This is a genomic window from Collinsella sp. BG-O-102 (assembly GCF_023656745.1).
Taxonomy (GTDB): domain Bacteria; phylum Actinomycetota; class Coriobacteriia; order Coriobacteriales; family Coriobacteriaceae; genus Collinsella.
In genome coordinates this window covers 21,981-41,822 of sequence record NZ_JAMOKO010000003.1, presented here as the reverse complement: position 1 = coordinate 41,822, position 19,842 = coordinate 21,981, and the positions used below count along the sequence as shown (strand labels likewise).

The 19,842-nt window shown below is 57.7% G+C and carries 16 protein-coding genes; 7 read left to right on the top strand and 9 right to left on the bottom strand.

What is annotated here, in order from left to right:
* Positions 1–56: 56 nt before the first annotated feature.
* On the top strand, positions 57–2,861 hold the full coding sequence (locus NBH09_RS02285) for an ATP-binding protein (protein ID WP_250786951.1): 2,805 nt from the start codon (positions 57–59) through the stop codon (positions 2,859–2,861).
* 42 nt (positions 2,862–2,903) lie between these two features.
* Positions 2,904–3,383, top strand: coding sequence for a pyridoxamine 5'-phosphate oxidase family protein (locus NBH09_RS02280; protein ID WP_250786950.1), 480 nt, complete (start codon positions 2,904–2,906; stop codon positions 3,381–3,383).
* 69 nt (positions 3,384–3,452) lie between these two features.
* Here the strand turns inward: NBH09_RS02280 and NBH09_RS02275 are convergent, their stop codons facing one another.
* The 4 genes from NBH09_RS02275 to NBH09_RS02260 all read right to left on the bottom strand — a co-directional run bounded on the left by NBH09_RS02275 (position 3,453) and on the right by NBH09_RS02260 (position 8,720).
* Positions 3,453–5,645, bottom strand: a complete 2,193-nt coding sequence (locus NBH09_RS02275; RefSeq protein ID WP_250786949.1) for a hybrid sensor histidine kinase/response regulator — start codon at positions 5,643–5,645, stop codon at positions 3,453–3,455.
* Positions 5,642–6,511 carry a substrate-binding periplasmic protein gene (locus tag NBH09_RS02270; RefSeq protein ID WP_250786948.1) on the bottom strand — a complete coding sequence of 290 codons (870 nt, stop codon included), beginning with the start codon at positions 6,509–6,511 and terminating at the stop codon, positions 5,642–5,644. The genes NBH09_RS02275 and NBH09_RS02270 overlap by 4 nt, the downstream gene beginning before the upstream one ends.
* A 144-nt stretch (positions 6,512–6,655) precedes the next feature.
* The gene (locus NBH09_RS02265) at positions 6,656–7,870 is read right to left on the bottom strand and encodes a MalY/PatB family protein (protein ID WP_161162244.1); all 1,215 of its coding nucleotides are present in this window, start codon (positions 7,868–7,870) and stop codon (positions 6,656–6,658) included.
* A 112-nt stretch (positions 7,871–7,982) separates the two neighbouring features.
* Positions 7,983–8,720 carry a tRNA (N6-threonylcarbamoyladenosine(37)-N6)-methyltransferase TrmO gene (locus NBH09_RS02260; RefSeq protein ID WP_250786947.1) on the bottom strand — a complete coding sequence of 246 codons (738 nt, stop codon included), beginning with the start codon at positions 8,718–8,720 and terminating at the stop codon, positions 7,983–7,985.
* Between the two features lie 141 nt (positions 8,721–8,861).
* Between NBH09_RS02260 and NBH09_RS02255 the strand changes: the two genes are divergently transcribed.
* On the top strand, positions 8,862–9,689 hold the full coding sequence (locus NBH09_RS02255; RefSeq protein WP_138374953.1) for a TipAS antibiotic-recognition domain-containing protein: 828 nt from the start codon (positions 8,862–8,864) through the stop codon (positions 9,687–9,689).
* A 51-nt stretch (positions 9,690–9,740) separates the two neighbouring features.
* Positions 9,741–9,986, top strand: coding sequence for a glutaredoxin family protein (locus NBH09_RS02250; RefSeq protein WP_250786946.1), 246 nt, complete (start codon positions 9,741–9,743; stop codon positions 9,984–9,986).
* A 170-nt stretch (positions 9,987–10,156) separates the two neighbouring features.
* On the opposite strand, the gene NBH09_RS02245 is transcribed toward NBH09_RS02250, so the two are convergent.
* The 5 genes from NBH09_RS02245 to NBH09_RS10110 form a co-directional block, all read right to left on the bottom strand.
* Positions 10,157–11,110: a tRNA dihydrouridine synthase gene (locus tag NBH09_RS02245; protein WP_250786945.1), complete on the bottom strand. Its 954-nt coding sequence runs from the start codon at positions 11,108–11,110 to the stop codon at positions 10,157–10,159.
* Between the two features lie 53 nt (positions 11,111–11,163).
* Positions 11,164–14,418, bottom strand: coding sequence for an ABC transporter ATP-binding protein/permease (locus NBH09_RS02240; protein WP_250786944.1), 3,255 nt, complete (start codon positions 14,416–14,418; stop codon positions 11,164–11,166).
* A 254-nt stretch (positions 14,419–14,672) separates the two neighbouring features.
* Entirely contained in the window at positions 14,673–15,644 is a 972-nt protein-coding gene (locus tag NBH09_RS02235) for a TlpA family protein disulfide reductase (RefSeq protein WP_250786943.1), read from the bottom strand.
* A gap of 29 nt (positions 15,645–15,673) precedes the next feature.
* Entirely contained in the window at positions 15,674–16,576 is a 903-nt protein-coding gene (locus NBH09_RS02230) for a 4Fe-4S binding protein (RefSeq protein WP_250786942.1), read from the bottom strand.
* Positions 16,569–16,640 (bottom strand): CD1871A family CXXC motif-containing protein, encoded by a 72-nt coding sequence (locus tag NBH09_RS10110; RefSeq protein ID WP_254179316.1) that lies wholly within the window; start codon positions 16,638–16,640, stop codon positions 16,569–16,571. Before NBH09_RS10110 ends, NBH09_RS02230 begins: the two co-directional genes overlap by 8 nt.
* A gap of 147 nt (positions 16,641–16,787) precedes the next feature.
* Here NBH09_RS10110 and NBH09_RS02225 point away from each other — a divergent pair, with 147 nt between their 5' ends.
* The 3 genes from NBH09_RS02225 (at position 16,788) to NBH09_RS02215 (ending at position 19,701) form a co-directional block, all read left to right on the top strand.
* Positions 16,788–17,480 carry a response regulator transcription factor gene (locus NBH09_RS02225; RefSeq protein ID WP_250786941.1) on the top strand — a complete coding sequence of 231 codons (693 nt, stop codon included), beginning with the start codon at positions 16,788–16,790 and terminating at the stop codon, positions 17,478–17,480.
* Positions 17,477–18,628, top strand: coding sequence for a sensor histidine kinase (locus tag NBH09_RS02220; RefSeq protein ID WP_250786940.1), 1,152 nt, complete (start codon positions 17,477–17,479; stop codon positions 18,626–18,628). Before NBH09_RS02225 ends, NBH09_RS02220 begins: the two co-directional genes overlap by 4 nt.
* Positions 18,629–18,696: 68 nt before the next feature.
* The gene (locus tag NBH09_RS02215) at positions 18,697–19,701 is read left to right on the top strand and encodes a helix-turn-helix domain-containing protein (RefSeq protein WP_250786939.1); all 1,005 of its coding nucleotides are present in this window, start codon (positions 18,697–18,699) and stop codon (positions 19,699–19,701) included.
* The last annotated feature ends 141 nt before the right edge of the window (positions 19,702–19,842 follow it).

Genomic DNA, 19,842 nt, shown 5'->3' with positions numbered 1-19,842 from the left:
AGGCAGGCTGAGCTGGTATCCTTATGCGGTATTGTCTCGATTCGTTAGGATTGCACGTGAGAGCTACCGTCGCCCTTCGTTTAGTTATATCTCGCGCCTTGGTCATCGTGCTTGTCGCGCTTACCGTGCTGAGCGCCGCCGCGCCCGCCCCCGTCTATGCCGCCAACACCGTTCAACAGGTCAAGACGGTCCGCGTCGGCTGGCTCGTCAACAACGAGGGCTTCCAGGACGGCACCCCCGGCGAGCGCCTCTCGGGATGGGGCTACGAGTACCTCCAGACCCTGTCGTACTACACGCCCGGCTGGCGGTACGAATACGTCTCCGGCACCTTCACCGAGCTTATGGACATGCTCGAGGCAGGCGAAATCGACCTCATGCCCAACATCTCCTACTCCGAGGAACGCGCCCAAAAGCTGCTCTTTTCCTCGAACCCCGAGGGCACCGAGCGCTACTACATCTACGCCAAGCCCGATCGCGACGACCTCGCAAAGGGTGACCCTCAAGCACTCCAGGGTCTCACTATCGGCTGCAACCCCGGCGTTATGCAAACCTTCGTTGGCCAGCAATGGCTCGCCAACGAAGGAATCGCCTGCGCATACAGGGAGTATGACGGAGGATCCGATCTCTTTAACGCGCTCGCAGACGACGAAGTCGATGCCGCAATCATGAACGACACCATTTCGTCGCCCGAGGCGTCGCCCATGTTCTACGTTGGTTCAAGCGACTACTACCTTGCCGTCCCCAAAAGTCGTTCCGACCTGATGAACGACATCAATGCTGCCATGACGGCAATCGCCCGCGTCAACCCACGCTATAACGACGAAGTCAAATCTAACTACTCGACCCAAAACAGCGGTTCATCATCGCTCAACATCCCCGAACGCTCCTGGCTCAAAGCAAATGGCAACACCATCACGCTCGGCTACATTACGGGCAAACTCCCCTACTGCAACGAAGACGAAGACGGCGAAATGGAAGGCTCGCTCGCATCGCTTGCAACGACGCTGCACGATCAATTTGGCATTACGGTCAAAACCGTCGCCTTTGATAGCTACAAGATGATGTCGAAGGCCCTGTCAAAGGGAAGCATAGACGTTGCGCTGCCAATATACCGAGATTACTGGTTTGCCGAGCAATCGGGCGTTGTGCAGTCGGTATCGTTGGGGACTATATCCCTCACCGCCATCCACACCGGAAGCAACCTGAACAAAGACCTTCAGAACATCGCCTGCACCAAATCATCGATTATCAACCGAAATGTACTTGAAAGTCTGTTCCCCACAGCGACCGTGACCGAATACCAATCCGACGATGAAGCGTTCGACGCCCTCAGGAAGGGAACGGCGCACTGCATCGTCGCTCCCAGTTCACGCGTAAAAACCATCGGTGACCGTTATGATCTCGAGGACTGCGAGACGGCCGAACTCCCTGACACCCGTGAGCTCTCGTGCTGGATTTCGCGCGGAAAACCCGAGCTGTCGGGAATCATCAACAAGGGCATCATCAATGCCGGAGAATCGCTCTCCGCAAGCAATTACTCCTCAACGTCGTACACGGCGCAAGAATCGGACACGTTCCAGTTTCTCCACCGCAACCGCACCGCCATTGCAGCTACCCTCATCGGTATGTTGTCGGTCGGCATCGTCCTGCTCATCTGGGCGCTCGTGCGCGCTCGAACCGAGCGCAAAAAAGCCGATGCTGCCAACGCTGCTAAGACGGCATTCCTCACGCGCATGAGCCACGACATCCGTACGCCGCTCAACGGTATCCTGGGCCTTATCGAGATCGAGGAATTGAAGGAAGGCGATATGCAAGTCGCCCGCGAGAGCCGTGCCAAGGCGCGCGTTGCCGCCAATCACCTGCTCTCGCTGATCAACGACATCCTCGAGATGGGCAAAATCGAAGACCGCAAGCTAACACTGGAGCATGCGCCTTTTAACCTCAAAGAGCTCTGTGACAATACGCTGGTTCTGTGCAAGCTCCGCGCATCCGATAACGGCATCACCATGCAGGACAATAGTCTGCCATACGCCACGGGGCCATACATGGTCGGCAGTCCCATCCATATCCGACAGATCATGATCAACCTGTTAGACAACAGCATTAAGTACAACAGGCACGGCGGCTCCGTCACCTTTAGCTCAAAGACCAAGCCACTCGATAACGGGCGCGCGCTCTTTTGCTTTAGCGTTTCGGATACCGGCATTGGCATGGCTCCCGAGTTTTTAAAGCATATCTATGAGCCGTTTGCCCAAGAAGGTGACGATGCGCGCAGCAAGTTCCAAGGAACCGGCATGGGCATGCCAATCGTCAAGTCGCTTATTGAACTGATGGGCGGCACCATCGAAGTCACCAGCGAACTCCATGCGGGCACCACGTTCTACGTGGAAATTCCGCTCGATATCGACAAGAACCCCCGGGCGCGGGCGAATACGGTCGAGAGGGCGCTCGACTGCTCGCTCGCCGACATGAACGTGCTGCTCGCCGAAGACAACGAATTGAATGCCGAGATTGCCCAGACGCTGCTAGAATCCGAGGGCGTCGTGGTCACCCGCGCCGTCAACGGCAACGAAGTCGTCGATCTGTACCTGTCTCATCCCGCCGGCAGCTTCGATGCGATCCTGATGGACATTATGATGCCGGACATGGACGGTTACGAGGCAACCCGCGCGATTCGCCTGAGCGAGAAGGTCGATGCAGCCGATATCCCCATCATCGCGCTCACCGCCAATGCCTTTGCCGAGGACGCCAAGGCGGCACACGACGCCGGCATGAACGCCCATCTGTCCAAACCGCTCGACTTTAACAAGCTCAAAAACATACTCGCCCGCATCAAGAAAAACGGATCCGTTTCGCTATAGTTTGTGCTCAACCACCACGCACGACCAGAAAGGAAGCCAACGATGTTTAGGCCCTTACGTCGAAAGAAACGCGCCATCACTGACGAGGAAGCGCGCGAACTGCTCGCTACCTGCAAGCGCGGCGTCTTTGCCGTCAACGGCGACGATGGCTACCCGTACGCCATTCCCGTCAACTACTTCTTTGACGCCGAGCACGACAAGATTTATTTCCATGGCGCCAAAGCCGGCCACAAGGTCGACGCACTCAAGCGCGATGACAAGGTCTGCTTTACCGTTTACGGCAACGAGTGGCACAAGGACGGTGACTGGGCTCCCTACGTTATGAGTACCGTGGTCTTTGGCCGCTGTCGCCTGGCGAACGACACTCCCGCGTTTATCGAAGACAAAGTCCGCCAGCTCGCCCTTAAGTACTACCCTTCCGCCGAGGAAGTCGAAGAGGAAATCGCCAAGGACATTAAGGGCGTCCAGCTCTACGAGATTACGATTGAGCATCTTTGCGGCAAGCAGATTCAGGAAAAGTAAGCCCCTCAGCAGGCCTCATCAATAACAATATGGCCTGGTTCCAACCCACCTTGGAACCAGGCCATATGCTTATAGAGCGTCGGCGGCTATGTGCGCAAGCGCCTCAATGAGCTCCTGCGAGCTCACGGGTTTACTCAGGTGCGCGTTCATGCCCGCCTCACGCGAAAGCCTGCGGTCGTCGGCAAAGGCGTTGGCGCTCACGGCGATAATCGGCGTGGTCGCGGCATCCTCGCGATCGAGTGCTCGAATCTGACGTGTGGCCTCAAGGCCATCGATGCCCGGCATCATGATGTCCATCAACACCACGTCGTACTCGTGCGGCACGCTCGCGGCAAACATCTCGACGGCAGACTCACCATCCCTAGCGTGTGTCACGACGGCACCGGCACGGCTGAGCGTAAACTGCGCGATCTCGGCATTCAGATCGTTATCCTCTACGAGCAAAACGCGCAAGCCCTGGAGTGCATCGCCGTCTCCCGCGTCCACGCGCACAGCCTGAGGAATCTCGGAGCGCTTGCATTTCTCGAACGGCAGGCGGATGGTAAACGTCGTCCCCTGCCCCAAGACGCTCGTAAAACTCATGGTTCCGCCCATAAGCTCGACCAACTGTTTTGCGATAGGCGCGCCCAGGCCAGTTCCCGATGAAGCGCCTTCCACCTGTTGCCCCTCACGGCAAAACGGCTCGTAGAGGCGCTGTTGGAACTCCTCGCTCATGCCAATACCGTTGTCGGCGATCGTGTATTCATAGACGGGGACGCCATCCGCTGGCTCCACCTCGCGGCACACCAGGCGAACATAGCCGCCCTGGCGGTTGTACTTGACGGCATTGCCGGCAATATTGAGCAACAAGCGCTTGAGGTGCGTCACGCTCACCCGCGCATAGGGATGATTAAGCGTCTGCTGGTCGCAGATAATTGTCACCAGACGCTCCTCGGCCTGGCGCTCCAGAATATCGCGCACCTCGTGGTTGAGGGTCACCAAGTTTGTGGGAACAAGCTCCAGATCGATTTGCCCGCTCTCCAGGCGACTCATATCCAGGGCCTCGTTGGCAAGGTCGAGCAGCAGTCCCGATGCCGTCCAGATCTTTGAGCGGCACTCAGTCTGCTTTTGCAGATCGTCCGCATTGGCATCGCCAACCTCGACCATGCCGCGAATGCCGTTGATGGGCGTGCGCAGATCGTGGCTCATGCGACGCAAAAACTCCGTCTTTGCCGAGTTGGCAGACGAGGCCTCACACGCCGCCTTTGCCAGCTTGTCGCCATAGTCGCGCTCCTGCTGCAGCAAGTCCGTCAAACGTCGACGATCAGCGCGGCGACGCACCGTCACAACAACGGCTATAACACCGCCGTAGAGCACCAGCACGCCGGCGGCAACAGCCGCGGCGACCTCAAAGTAGCGCTGCGCCGAGGCATAGGTGTACACATAGAATTTGTGCGCTTTTCCAAATGTGCCCAAATACCACTCGCCGTCGGCGTTAACCAATCTGACCTTACCAGCCAGGCATCGATCCTTAATACCGTCGACAATAAAGACATCCGTCGCAGGCAGATCGAACACGCCCAATACGGTGGGTTCAACGGCATTGGTCGCAACGACCTTGCCGTCGCTTTCGATCACGATATTGCCGCTATCGATGGTTTCATAGCCATCAAGCAAGCTCTGCAGTTTGAGTGTATTGCTTGCAACCGCTTTCGCGCTCTGATGCCTTACCGCGATAACGATGCCCTCGCCATCCTGCCGAGTCACGCAGCCAATGTCTGCGACCGAATCATCCGCAAGCGTGATGCGGGCGGTATAGGACTTAAGCGGATGAGTTGCCACCTCCAGCACGGGTGATTCTTTGAGATACGTAGCGAGCGACCCGTAGTCCACATCGCCCGTCGAGGACTCGGACACCAAATTGCCCGATGCGTCCGTCACGATCAGCGCGCTCACGTTGAACTGGTCGGCGTATTGCTCCAGCATGGCGTTATCCACCGAACCGTCGCGCTCCATATCGCGCGCTGCCTCTCCGGCGATCTCCATAACGCGTATCAGGTTTTTGGTCGTATAGGCGCTATTGAATGCATCGTAGGAAAGGCTCTGCGTCGCCACGTAATCGACAACGTCGGCAAAGCGCTGCTCGGCTTGGGCCGTCGTGTAACCGTAGCTCATCATGCCGGCAACAACCGAGAGCGCTATCCCCAGCAGAGCGACAAGGAGCCATGCCCCTGCCGAACGATTGCCCCGCTCCTGAGCAGCGTGGTCGGGCGCATCGATCATGACAGGCCCTCCATATTCAAAAATGGCGAAGGGTCATCGAAGTACTTTGACACCAGGCGTTCCATGGTGCCATCGGCAAGCATTTCTTGGTAGGCATGAGTGAGCTTGACGTCGATGCCACGCGTATCGTTGATATCGAAAGCGGTGCCCAAACCGACCTCTAGCAGCGGCTCATCCAAAATGCGATATGTCACACCATAGTCTTTTTCGTAGGTGAGCAGCGAGGACTCATGCGCGGCGATGGCGTCGACCAGGCCCTCGACGAGCGCCGGGTTCAGGTATGAACCGTCCGAAAAGCTGTAGAGTTCCTTGATCTGCGGAACGTTTTCATTTATGCGATTGAGCAAAATGTCCTCGGGCTTGGTGGTGGACTGAACCGCCACGATCTTATCCTCAAGATCGGCAAGCGTGTAGATATCGCTCTGGGGATCGACCGCGACCACCTGGCGGCTCGCAAGGTACGGGCCGGCCCAACGATATTCGTTTTCGCGACCCGTCATACTAAAGCTGCCCATGACACAATCGAGTTCGCCGCTCGCCAGCAGCTCCTTCTTCTTTTCCCAGTCAATCAGCTGGTATTTTGGCTTGTAACCAATGCGAGCCAAAGCCTCGGTCAATATCTCGACATCCAGGCCAACGATATCGCCGTACTCGTCGGTATACACAAACGGTGGATAGAGGTCGCTTCCGACGTTGAGCGTCTTAAGGTCGTCGTCTTTGACTTGCGAGGCGTCCAGACCTTCTAATGCAGATGTCGAGGCTCCGTCATTCGACCCGGAACAGCCAGCTATCGCTACGACAAAGACGCTCGCCACTGCAAGCGCAACAAACAACGAAATGGCAACCGAGCGACGGGATCTTTTCATCGAGCTCCATACGATCCTGTTTACAGACTTAAATGGTTAAAGATAATAGCAAACAAAACCACACGAGTGCCCAATTGTTACAGGCGCTTTACCGTGTGGGACCTTCCAGCCGACTTGGCAGAAGGCCCCACATGCAGTGCTCACTTACCGTGCATTAAAAACGTAGCGGTCCAGGCGGTCGCACGCCTCCCTTACGCGCGAAAGCGGCAGCGCCAGATTCACGCGAATGTGGCAGGGTCCGTGGAACGGGCGGCCGTCCTGATACCCCACGCCCACGCGTGCCCCCTCATCGAGCAACCACTGAATATCGCGGCCATGCTCTCGGCACCACTCGGTGCAGTCCAGAAACACCATGTACGTGCCCTGCGGACGCGAATAGGACACGCCCTCAAAATGCTCGTCCACGTAATCGCAGAAGTACTCGATATTGCCGGCAAGCACCTGGTTGAGCTCGTCCACCCACTCGTAGCCTTGCGGCTGGTAGGCACCGATAAGCGCGTGCATGGAGAGGACGTTCATCTCGTTGTAGTGGGTCTTGTTGGACACGGCGCACACGCGGTCGCGCAGCGTCTCGTTATAGATGATGTGGTAGCTGCCGACCAAGCCCGCCAGGTTGAACGTCTTGCTCGGCGCATAGAGGGCAACCGTGCGCATGCGGGCATCCTCGCTCACCGACTGCGTCGGGATGTGCTTGTGCCCCGGCAGGATGATATCGGACCAAATCTCGTCCGAAATCACCACGCAATCGTGCTGGCAATAGATGTCCATGGCGCGCTCAATCTCGTCGCGCTCCCATACGCGGCCGCAGGGATTGTGCGGCGAGCAGAACACCGCGGCATGGATGTGGTTTTGGGCGAGCTTGTGCTCCATGTCCTCAAAGTCCATACGCCACACGCCCTGGTCGTCGAGCTTAAGCGGGCTGTGGACAATACGATAGCCCGCGGCCTCGATGGACTTGGTAAAGCCGATGTAGGTAGGGCTGTGGACCAGCACCGCATCGCCTGGCTGAACATACGCACGCAGCGTCGACACGACACCGCCCAGCACGCCGTTTTCGTAGCCGATATGTTCAGGGCGCAGACCCTCGACGCCATTGCGGCGGCTCTGCCATTCGATGATGCGGTCGAAATACTCGGAGCGCGGGTTAAAGTAGCCAAACATGGGATGCTGAGCGCGCTGAATGATGTGCTCCTGGACCGTGGGCACCGTGGCAAAATTCATGTCGGCCACCCACATGGGAATGCGGTCGAAGCCCTCGTCGGGTGCGTTCGGAGCCATACCGGGGATCTCGCCCCAGGAGTCAACGGCGATGGAGTCCATGCCGTGGCGATCGATTAGCGAGCTAAAGTCGTATTTCATGCTGAGCTCCCGTGCAAAGTAGACTGTTTCGATAGGCGTTATTGTCCACCAGCGTGGGCGGTTTTGGCATGGGGTTTGGCGCTTAATTTGACGGGTGCGGACGAATGGCCGGTTAGTCTCGCGCGTCGTTGACGGCAACTACGGTTAGCTGGGTTTCATCGACCGTAAACGATATGTCGAGCCCGGCGAAGGCCAGATGATAGACGCGGTTCGGCTCGTGCTTGCTGCCTGCGCGGCGCGGGTCTTGGCGCAGGACCTCGACCAGGCCGGGGAGCTTTGTGGGCGGGACCATATCCTGCAGCGTCTGCGGGAACTCGATGTCGAGCTCTTGCCACGGAGCATCCTCAATCCAGCCGCCGGTCGCATCCGGGTGACAGTCCGCAAACGGAATGTAGGGCTTAATGTCGTAGATGGGCGTGCCGTCGCGCAGATCGGCCCCCAGCACATGGATGATGGGGCCATCGTCGGTGAGCTCAACGTGATCGAGCCTTACGCAGGTAAGTCCGATAGGATTGGGGCGAAACGGGCTGCGCGTGGCAAAGACGCCCACGCGCTCGGCTCCACCCAGGCGCGGCGGGCGCACGGTTTTCGACCACTTGACGTTGGTGCCGGACCTGTCCTGCGTTTTAGCGTCGACGGCAATATCCTTAGCCGTGCCGCCGGGCGTTCCGTTTTCGAAGCGCCACAGCAGCCACAGGTGAGAGAAGGAGTCCAGACCCTCAACCGCTGCATTGGAGGCAAATTCCGGCTCAAAAACGATGCGTCCCTGCAGATGGGGCGCCAAAAAGCTGTTGCGCGGGATGCCGAACTTCTGCGGCAGGTCGGTATGTATGTGTGCGATAGGTTCCATGCCGGTCATTGTACGGCATGGGGGCATGGGGCGTTACGCGCAATTCTTCGCCGCGGTCCCCCGTCGTGCAACCAACGGTTGCTTGGAAGGGCGCCTGTCACCGCGTATGCTTAAGCCATCAACCAGCAGAAAGGAGCCGCTATGGCCTTTGCAGAAAAGCTCATCGCTGTCCGCCGCGCCCATCACCTTACCCAAGAGCAGCTTGCCGCTAAGCTCTTCGTCACACGCCAGGCCATCAGCCGTTGGGAGCGCGGCGAGGTCACACCGGGCATCGACATGATGAAGCTCATTGCCGCCGTAACCGGCGAGCCCCTGTCTCACCTGCTCGAAATGCCCGAGCACTATTGTCAGAGCTGCGGCATGATACTCACGCCCGACGACTGCGGCACCGATGCCACGGGCGCCACGACCGACCATTACTGCAAGTGGTGCTACGACCACGGCAAGTACACCTACGCCACCACCATGGAGGCGATGATCGAGGACTGTGCCCCGCGCCTGGCGCAAAACACCGGCATGTCGCTTGACGAAGCCGTCTCGCTCATGGGCGCCGTCCTGCCGCAACTGGAGCGCTGGCGCACCGTGCAGGAAAACGAGGAATGCTACGGCGCCGAGGCTCGAGCTCGCTATGGCAATGAGGCTATCGATGCAGCAAACGAAACGTTACTGGATATGGATCCTCAGACATGGAACGACATGAAGGAACTTGAACGCGCCATTTTGGGCCAGCTCTCGATTGCCATGGGCATTGGCGACCCAGAGAGCAACGAAGCTCAAAAACTGGTTACAATGCACCGTCGATGGATTGCTCTCAACTGGGGATGCGAGCCCCAAGACGAGGCGTACCTGGGCCTCGCCCACGGCTATCTTGCCGACCAGCGCTTTGTTGACTACTACGACAAGCCCTGCGGCACCGGAGCCACGGCGTTTCTGGTCCAGGCCATCGAGTCGTCGTTGACGTGCGCATAGACCGCGGCGGCTTTGGGTATTTCAATCAAAACCGCAACCGATTGGAGACCTATGACTACTGATCACGAGCTCGTGCTCTACGTTATGACCGGCTGCCCGTATTGCATAAAGGTCAAGCGCTTTTTGGCCGATAGCAGCGTGACCATTCCCGAACGCAATATCTCGACCGATACCGAAGCCGAGCAGACACTCATCGCCGTCGGCGGAAAACGCCAGGTTCCCTGCTTGCTCATCGACGGCAAGCCGCTCTACGAGTCAAGCGACATCATCGCATGGGTGCAGGAGAATCTGCTCTAGTGCGCACACTCTGTCCGTCCAGGGACCCAGCCCATACGGCCCAAACATGTACACCAGCATCCAAAGTCGACATTTTTCGACATCTTTGGATGCTGGTGTACAGTTTTTGCGGGTAGTCATCGGGGACGTTCTTAAATGACTAGTCGTTAAAGAACGTCCCCAACGACTAACTAGTCGTTGAAGCGAGCTGTGGGTGCAAGCGGCTGTTCGCGAAAGACGCGCTCGACGGCAGCGCGGTATTCGTCGACCTTTTTGGTCTTGCGTACGATCTTGTGGACGGTAGCGGGATCAGCGAAAGCGCACTTGGCGTAGAACCACCACTCCTTCATGCGGAAGACCGCATTGCCGCCAATCTCTTCTGCATATGCCGCAAACAGCGTGTCGTGGAAGCGCTGCAGCTCAGCAGCCGTTGCAGCAGGGCCGCCCTTGACCATGCGAGCCAGAGCGGGGTTCGCAAGCAAGCCACGCCCCAGCATCACATGGCGCGTCCCGGGATAGGCCTCCACCAGCGCATCCATATCCTCAAGATCGAAAATGTCGCCGTTATAGGCCACGGGGAACGGCGCACGCCCCAGCGTCTCGCCGTAAAACTCCTTGCGCGGCGATCCCGTATAGCGGTCCTTTTGCACGCGCGGGTGCACGATCAGCTCTGCCAACGGCATGCGGCAATACAGATCGAGCACGCGCTCGTATTCGTCGTCATTCTCCAGCCCCAGCCTGGTCTTTACCGACACCGGCAACGGCGACCGCTCGCACACATCGCTTAAGAACGCCTCGAGCTCGTCGAGATTGCGCAAGAAACCCGAGCCCTTGCCCTTGGCGACAACCGTTCCCGAAGGGCAACCCAGGTTGAGATTGACCTCGCGGTAGCCCATGTCGGCGAGCACCTGTGCCGCCCACACAAACTCGTCCGCGTTCTTGGACATCAGCTGAGGCACCACGTTGAGCCCCTGGTTATTGGCAGGATCGATCTCCTTAAACGCCTTGCCGCCAAAGCGGTTTCCCACCCGCGGCGGCGGCAAAAACGGCGTGTAATAGCAATCGAGCGCACCGAAGCACTCCGCATGCACGCGACGGAACACATGCCCGGTAATCCCCTCCATAGGGGCCAGCGAAAGGATCATCTACTCTTCTCTCATATCAACGAACGTGACAAAGGGACTGTCCCTTTGTCACATTATTCGGAGCGCAGGGCTTCGACGGGGTCCTTCTTGGATGCGCTACGGGCCGGCAGCAGGCCGGCAACAACCGTCAGCAGCACCGAAATTGCAATGAGCACCAGCGCATCCTGCACGGGCAGACTCATCAGGTTGGGGACCTTTTTGGCCGCAAGCGCCCAGGCATTGACCGGGAAACTCACGAGCACCACGACGACAATGGCAAAGACGCCGGCAATGAGGCCCTCGATAAAGGTCTCGGCGTTGAACACGTTTGCCACGTTACGCTTCGACGCGCCAATCGCGCGCAGGATGCCAATCTCCTTTTTGCGCTCCAGCACGCTGATGTACGTGATGATGCCGATCATGATGGAGCTCACCACCAGGCTGATACTCACGAATGCGATGAGCACCAAGCTGATGGTATTCACGATATCAGTCACCGAGCCCATGATGATGCCCATGTAGTCGGTGTACGAGATTGCCTGCTCGTCGTGGCCGGCGGCTTTGACCTGCTTGTTGTACGCATCGATATGGTCGAGTACGCGCTCCTTGGCCTCAAAGTCACGCGGGAAAATCTTGACCGAGATGGGGTCCGCCTCGTCCGCATAACCCAGTGTGGTCAGGTTGTTGTCATAGGTAAGCTGCGATACCTTGGCATAACTCATCATGAGCGAACTCAGATCCTCGGCGTCCATGTTGAAATGGATGGCACGAGCAAAGGCGCTCGCATCCACGTGCATGGCGCTCGCCAAGTTGGCAAAACTCGAAGACATCTGCGTCGCCATCTGGTCCATAAGCCCCGCTGCGCCCGCCTTGAGCTGGGACGATACCGTCGACGCTATCTGCTCGCTAATTGTTTTCATCATCTGATCCATAGCCCGCTGCAGATACGGAGCCAGCTGCTTTTGCACATAGTCGGTCATCACCTGCTGCAGGCGCTCGGCCAGGGCATCGCCGCCGAGCGCTTTTAGCTGGGCAAGGATTTGCTGGGCCGTGGCATCATTCTCAAGATACGTCGAGAATGCGGCGGCGAGCTTTGACGCGTCCTTAAGATTATCGGGCGACAGCGCCTTAAACTGATCAGACTGCAAAAAGCCCTCAAACAGCTGGTTGGCTAGTGTTCCCACCTGCTGCATTTGCTCGGGCGTGAGTTCCAGACCGTCAAAGATACCCGAGAAATCTGGGGTTGGCGCTTTTGCCATGATGTCGCTGAAGTCGATGTCCTTGCCAACGCCCGAAAGGTCAATGTCCAGCCCGGACAAATCGATACCAGAAAGGTCCATACCGCCGGATGCACCCGAGAGCGCAGACGCATCGAACGAGAACGCGCTCTTGAGCGCCGCCTCGTCCACACTGAACATGCTGCCCAAATCCACGCCTTGCTTGGCCTCGCCCTGCAGTTCATCGAAAGACTTGCCCGTAAAGACATCCGTCTCGGGGCGGGCGAGTTGCTCCTGCACAATCTGCGAATCGGCGGCGCGCTCCATAAGCTGACGAGTTAGTGCATGCGTATAGGCAATGCCCGGGGTCAATGCGCTCGCATTGGCCGTCTCGTTAGGTCGCACCACGCCCACAATGCGCACGTCAATACCGTCGGCAACCTTGGCCGTCATAAAGTCGGCATCGTCAGACATGTCAGTCCACATGCCGGTCTCTTCGTTTTTGCGATACGCATCGGCCGGCGACAGCACCTTAAACGTCGTGGACAGCGCATCGTCGTAGGTAAATTCGGTGCCGGTCTCGGGCGTTTCGACCCCACCGTCAGCCGTCATAGCACTGTTTACCAGATCGTTGAGCTCATTGATATCCAGCGCACCGATGCTGTAGAGCGTGTAGTCGCCCACCGTGCCACGGCTCGAAAGCACCATCACGGCTTCGTTAGCAGACGTAGGCCAATGCCCCGCCACGACATCATACTGGCTGTCGAGCAGGCTCTGGTCGTCGATCATCTCGTTAAAGACCGAGGTTCCCATGGATTCCATGCTCACCGTTGCCGCCGAGCTCGCGCCTCCGCTCATGGCCTCGGTCATAGCGTTGGGCACCAGCCGAACAGGCTTCTCATCGCCCTTGCCGGCACGATAGACAACCGGCGATACACCGTAGCCGTACTGAATGGCGTTGACCTCTTTATCGATGCCGTCGCCACCGGCATCGAGCCATGCCTTAAAGCTTGTCATGTCGTTAGACTTAACGCTCGCAAACATATCCTTTACGGCCGTGACCACAGGAATCTTATCGGTTCCCTGAGCCTTGCCGCCGGCACTGTCGTCGGACGAATCCACGTTTTCAGACGAGTCATCATCCGCAGTTCCCTGCCCGCCCATCATGGACGACAGGTCGTAATCCTGCTTGGAAATGGTGAGCGGATAGCTCGAGAGCGTATCCTCCTCGACCTTTTTGATGTAGCCGTTTACGCCATTGGAGAGCGCCAGGATCGCCGCAATGCCGATAATGCCAATCGACCCCGCAAAGGCCGTCATGGCCGTACGACCCTTTTTGGTCATGAGGTTTCGGGCAGAAAGCCCCAGCGCCGTCACAAAGCTCATCGAGGTTTTGCGCGTAGGCTTGGCCTCGCGGCGCGCGGCCTTGGCAGCATCGAAGGGATCGGAATCGTCGGTGATCTTGCCGTCCGCCAGATTGACGATGCGCGTGGCATATTGGTACGCCAGCTCGGGATTGTGCGTGACCATGATGACCAGGCGGTCGCGCGCCACGTCCTTGAGCAGGTCCATGACCTGTACGGATGTCGTTGAATCCAAAGCGCCGGTCGGCTCGTCGGCAAGAACGATCTCAGGATCATTTATCAGGGCGCGGGCGATGGCCACGCGCTGCATCTGCCCGCCCGAAAGCTGGCTCGGGCGCTTGTTAACGTGCTCGCCCAAGCCGACTTTCTCCAACGCCTCGCGCGCACGCTGGCGGCGCTCGGCATGCCCCACGCCCGTGAGCGTGAGCGCCAGCTCCACGTTTTCCAAAATGGTCTGATGCGGAATGAGGTTATAGCTCTGGAACACAAAGCCGATGCGGTTGTTGCGATAGGCATCCCAATCGCGATCGCGAAAGTCCTTGGTCGAAATACCGTCGATCAGCAGGTCACCCGAGTCGAAGTGATCGAGTCCGCCGATAACATTGAGCATCGTGGTCTTACCCGAGCCCGAGGGACCCAGAATGGCCACGAACTCGTTATCGCGAAAAGACAGGCTCACGCTGTCCAGCGCCACCTGCGTAAACGACTGGGTAACGTACCTTTTGCAAATACCTTTGAGCTCCAACATGGACGGCAACCTCTCCCACGCGGGCGCACTCGCCCGCTCTCCCCCGCCGTTCGTATTCGACGCGTTTGTCCTACTCTATCCCCATTTTTCACCGACGCCAGTGAGGAATGTAGGGAACCGCATCAAAAAACGAACGGGACGGCGCCCAAAAGAAGAGGTCCCGAGTGGGACCTCTATATGGTGGAGCTTATCTTGAAAGGTAGCGGACTACTTCGTACAGCGGCGCACGATCATCGCGATGCTTTACGTGTTTTTTACTGCTCGCTATTCGCAATCGCCTGGTCGATAAGTTTGTTGAGTGCTGCGCGCTGCTCGGCGGAGCTGATGGCTCCCACGATGGGCTCCCCTACGATGTTGCCATTCTGATCGATGACATACGTTGTCGGGAACGAGAATAAATTTGACGTAAACTTACCGGCCTCGCTATCCGACTTGAACCAGATGTTCTTATATGTCACGCCCTTCTTGCTCAGCACGTCCTTGGCATCTGCAATCTCACCCTTGTTGCCATCGAGCGTAAAGGAATTGACGCCCACGACCTGGCCGCCCTTCTCGGCAAGCTCCGTATTCAGTTTCTCAAGATCGCCCAGCTCGCCCACGCACGGCTTGCAAGTGGTGAACCAGAAGTTCATGACGGTGACCTTGTTCTTAGCGAATAGCTCGTCGCTGCTCACGTCGTTGCCATCCAGGTCCTTGCCCGTAAAGCTGGGGAACTTCGTCGCCTCGCTCGAAGCATTGGCACCAGCCGTCATGCCAGCGGTCGAAGCGTCGACGCTCTCGCCTGAGCTCGGCGTGCTTCCACAGCCGGGGAACTCCTTCTCCAGGCTCTCGAGCTTGTCCTCGATCTCCTTGATCTGCTGCGCACCGGCCTTGAGCGTCTTAAGCTCATCCGCCGTGAACTCATCCTTGGCGCCGTCGATGGTCTTGAGCAGGAAATCGCCGTAATTGCTGCCGTCCTCAATCATTGTCGAGTCTTTATTTGCCGCGTTGAATACCTTTTCCCACAGCGCGTTATCACTCGAAAAGATCTCGTTCTCCTTCTGCATGAGTTTTGCATACAACTCGGCGGCCTCCTCGGCATTGGTCGGCTTCTGCGCAGTGAGTTCTGCGATCTTAGGATCGGAGCCCGCAGATTCACTCGCATTGCCACCGGGTGCCGAGCACGCCACAAGGCACAAGGCCAATACCGGCACCATAAACAGGGCCGCAATCTTAGAAAGCTTCATGGTCATTCCTCCGTTTTGTCGAAGCTTGTTTACTTTTTATCGGCGGTCAAGGGGAGCTTTTCCGCCGACACATCCAGGCCATAGCGATAGCTGATGGCATCGACGGGACAGGCCCCGATGCACTTTCCGCACCGGATACATTCGGCATGATTGGGCGCGCGGACCACATCAACGTCCATCTGACAAACCTTTGAGCACTTGCCGCACGAGACACATTTGCATGTATCGACCCGGATCCCCAGTAGGGACACCCTATTCATGAGCGCATAGAATGCGCCGAGTGGACAAATCCATTTGCAGAAGGGGCGGTAGAACAAAACGCTCAGCACTACCACGGCAATGAGAACGGCAAGTTTCCAAGTAAAGAGATGTCCCAACGCAGATCGAATGCCGGCATTGGCGATGGCCAGTGGAATGGCGCCCTCGAGCACACCCTGTGGACAGATGTACTTACAAAAGAACGGGTCGCCCATGCCCACGTCGTTAACCACCAAGACGGGCAGCAGCACCACGGCAAACAGCAGCACAACGTACTTGATGTATGTGAGCGGCTTGAGCTTTTTCGTGGAGAACTTTTTGCCGGGAATCTTATGAAGCAGCTCCTGCAGCCAGCCAAACGGGCACAGAAAGCCGCATACAAAGCGCCCCAGCAGCACGCCGAGCAAAATGAGCGTACCGGTAACATAATAAGAAAAGTTGAACTTGGATGAACCTACCACCGACTGGAACGACCCGATGGGGCACGCACCCGATGCCGCGGGGCACGAATAGCAGTTAAGTCCAGGTACGCAGACTGTTTTTCCCGCGCCCTGATAGATGCTTCCTTTGGCAAAGTTTGGCAGGTGAATATTGGTGACCAGCGTCGCCGCCGCCTGAATGAATCCGCGAAATCGGGCCAAAACATGCGACGCAGTGTTTTCTCTTTTATCCAATTCCGATACACTCCAAGCACAGCCTAATCGCTTTGGCCAGCACGGCATCCGCCTCGCCACGCATAACACCAAAGCACACCATGGCAATTCCGACGATCAACAAAGCGACCTGTACCACGGGTTTTACCGCTTTGAACAACCCAACCACTCCTTTCGTTACGCGACCATTGGACCATATCGACTATAAAATCCGTGTTAAGCGCGATTTGGAATGTGCAAGGAGACTGTTATGCGTATTTTGATCGTCGAAGACGAGCGAGCACTGTGCGATGCAATCGCGCGCAGCTTGCGAAACTTGGCGTACAGCGTCGACTGCTGCCACGACGGACAGGAGGCGCTCGACCTGCTGGGCGTCGAAGTCTTTGACCTCGTGGTACTCGACCTCAACCTTCCCCGTATCGATGGCATGACCGTGCTCAGGGAACTTAGGAAAACCGATTGCGAGACTAAGGTACTGATTCTGTCCGCGCGTGGCGAAGTATCCGATAAAGTCGCCGGACTCGATGCCGGCGCCAACGATTACCTTACCAAGCCGTTTCATCTGGACGAACTTGCGGCAAGGATCCGCAGCCTTACCCTCAGGCGCTTCGCACAAAGCGACATAGTATTAGCCTGCGGAAAGCTCAGCTTTGACACCAAGGCGCGCATCGCTTCCGTGGACAGTGAGGCTCTATCTCTTACACGCAAGGAAACGGGAATCTTGGAATACCTGATGCTTAATCAGGGGCGACCGGTAAGCCAAGAGGAGCTTATCGAGCACGTTTGGGATAGCAGCGTGAACAGCTTTAGCAACGCAACCCGCGTTCACATCTCGTCACTCCGCAAAAAGCTACGCAGCGCTTTGGGATACGACCCGATTCGCAATCGGATTGGAGAGGGCTACGTTATGGAGGATAGCGAATGAAAAGGCTTTCGCTGCAATGGCGCATAACGATTATGACGGCACTGCTGACGTGTGCGGCATGCGTGCTGACGAACTGTCTGGTCGGCTATACGGGCATGCGCTACATGGATGCTATCGGCAGCGACATCTCGGCCCTTAGCGCAGCCGGCGTAGATGCACCTCAGGCGTTTGACCCAACGAAGGAGAGCCTCGATGACGAGGTCACGATCGTCGTAAACGACGCACAGGAGTCTTTTGGCACGACAGCCTGGTACATCACGGCTGGAGTCACACTCCTTGGCGGCGCGCTGGCATACTTTGTGAGCGGCCGTGCACTCAAACCGCTACGGGCTTTTGCGGCCCAGGTCGAGCGTGTGCAGCCTGACAACCTAAGCGAAATCAGGCTCAGTGAAGATGTGCCCATCGAGCTACAACGATGCAGCGCCTCTTTCAACGACATGATCGCCCGTCTTGGCGAAGGGTTCTCTGCACAGCGTCAGTTTACCGGCAACGCCGCACACGAGCTGCGCACCCCGCTCGCCCTTATGCAAGCACAGATTGAACTATTCATCTCCGAGCACTCCGGTTTGCAACCCGAAACTGCCGAGCTACTCGGCCTGCTACAAGAACAAACCGAGCGCATGTCTCGAATGGCCAAGGTATTGCTCGAGATGAGTGAGCTCCGCAGCGTTCCTTGCGAGGACGATGTGGAGCTTGGCCCCTTGTCCGAAGAGGTCCTCACCGACCTTGCGCCACTTGCCGAAAAAAGGGGCATAGCCCTCAATTGTGCTGGAGACGCTTTAGTAATCGGGAGCGACACGCTCCTCTATCGGCTGGTGTTTAACCTGGCCGAAAACGCTATCCGCTATAGCCGCACCGACTCGAGCGTTACCGTCTCCATCTGCGACAACGACAGCCACGTGTTCCTGCGAGTCGAGGACCAGGGCCCGGGGATACCCAAGAAGTACCGAGAGAGCATCTTCCAGCCGTTCATTCGTCTAGACAAATCCCGCAGCAGGGCATACGGCGGCGCAGGACTCGGACTAGCGCTCGTTTGGGAGATTGCAGCTCTTCACGGTGGCACAGTAGAGGTCGAAACAAGTTCCGAGAACGGGACCACCATGCTCGTAAGCCTTCCAAAACGATCCGCAGCGTCAACCGAGCAGTAAAACGAAAGGGGTCCCGAGCAACAGGAGTACAATTGCTGCTATTGTTGCCAGCTGTTGGGAGATGGAAGATGGACTGCGATGGCTACCCATGCGTTCCCATGCCGTTGATGTGCACTGCCTTTGTGCCGGGGCAGATTGACGCTGCGGTTGCAGGCATTTCCGACCCCGATTCACGCACCATCGCCACGGCAGAAGCGCTGTACTTTCGCGGACAGGCCGCCCTCGCTGCCAAGACGGCGCGCCCCTATCTTGACGCCACCGATTCCGCACTGCGCTATTCCGCATGCTTTATCTGCGGATACGCCAGCCTGTCGCTCAACCGTATCGCCGACGCCCGCCGTTGTCTTGCGGGCATCCTCGATACGCCAACTGACGAGGAATCACCCGCCGTCCACGCCACGCATATCCTGTTCGCCTCGGCCGCAAGCGTCCTGCTGCACTTGTCTTCCCCGTATTCTGCCGAAGAGTTTTATCCGCTTGCGGCGCATCTGCCCGAAGGCCTGCGCCTGTTCGCCAGCTACGTGATGGCGCATGCCCTGTACCTGCGCGGCGAATATGGCCGCAGTCTGGGCATGGCGGAAAACGCCCTGATCATGAAACAGGGGAGCTATCCGATCTCGGAACTGTTCCTGCACCTGGCAGCTTCCATGGCATGCATGAGCCTCAAGGACATCGACGCCGCAAAAACGCACTTCGGAGCCGCTTGGAACATTGCGCGCCCCGACGGCCTTATCGAGCTCATTGGCGAGCACCACGGCCTTTTGCAGGGGCTCATCGAGGCATGCCTAAAATCGCAATACCCTGACGATTTCGCACGCATCATCGAGATTACGTATCGATTCAGCTACGGCTGGCGGCGCATCCACAACCCCGATTCGGGCGAGGACGTGGCTGACGACCTGACGACCACAGAGTTCACCATGGCCATGCTCGCCTGCCGCGGATGGACCAACGCCGAAATCGCTCGTCATATGGGTGTGTCGCCAGGTACCGTTAAAAATCGACTGTCCAACGTGTATGCAAAGCTTGGCATCGGCACGCGCACTGAGCTGGTCGCGCATATGCTGCGTTAGCAGCCAGACTGCCTAGCGCGGCACGTGCGCCCCGGAGCCCCGGCGCTTCACTCGCTCAAATTGGACATTTTGGCCCTCGGACGGCACTACCGTGACAGGATGCCTTCTCGCAAAATTGGATTATTTCCACCGATACCTGCG

Bases quoted from the DNA above. Each gene is read 5' to 3' on its own strand.
- NBH09_RS02280 (WP_250786950.1), top strand. From the start codon at position 2,904: ATGTTTAGGCCCTTACGTCGAAAGAAACGCGCCATCACTGACGAGGAA.
- NBH09_RS02275 (WP_250786949.1), bottom strand. From the start codon at position 5,645: ATGATCGATGCGCCCGACCACGCTGCTCAGGAGCGGGGCAATCGTTCG.
- NBH09_RS02265 (WP_161162244.1), bottom strand. From the start codon at position 7,870: ATGAAATACGACTTTAGCTCGCTAATCGATCGCCACGGCATGGACTCC.
- NBH09_RS02240 (WP_250786944.1), bottom strand. From the start codon at position 14,418: ATGTTGGAGCTCAAAGGTATTTGCAAAAGGTACGTTACCCAGTCGTTT.
- NBH09_RS02220 (WP_250786940.1), top strand. From the start codon at position 17,477: ATGAAAAGGCTTTCGCTGCAATGGCGCATAACGATTATGACGGCACTG.
- NBH09_RS02225 (WP_250786941.1), top strand. From the start codon at position 16,788: ATGTGCAAGGAGACTGTTATGCGTATTTTGATCGTCGAAGACGAGCGA.
- NBH09_RS02270 (WP_250786948.1), bottom strand. From the start codon at position 6,511: ATGAAAAGATCCCGTCGCTCGGTTGCCATTTCGTTGTTTGTTGCGCTT.
- NBH09_RS02235 (WP_250786943.1), bottom strand. From the start codon at position 15,644: ATGAAGCTTTCTAAGATTGCGGCCCTGTTTATGGTGCCGGTATTGGCC.
- NBH09_RS02245 (WP_250786945.1), bottom strand. From the start codon at position 11,110: ATGATCCTTTCGCTGGCCCCTATGGAGGGGATTACCGGGCATGTGTTC.
- NBH09_RS02255 (WP_138374953.1), top strand. From the start codon at position 8,862: ATGGCCTTTGCAGAAAAGCTCATCGCTGTCCGCCGCGCCCATCACCTT.
- NBH09_RS02215 (WP_250786939.1), top strand. From the start codon at position 18,697: ATGGACTGCGATGGCTACCCATGCGTTCCCATGCCGTTGATGTGCACT.
- NBH09_RS02250 (WP_250786946.1), top strand. From the start codon at position 9,741: ATGACTACTGATCACGAGCTCGTGCTCTACGTTATGACCGGCTGCCCG.
- NBH09_RS02260 (WP_250786947.1), bottom strand. From the start codon at position 8,720: ATGGAACCTATCGCACACATACATACCGACCTGCCGCAGAAGTTCGGC.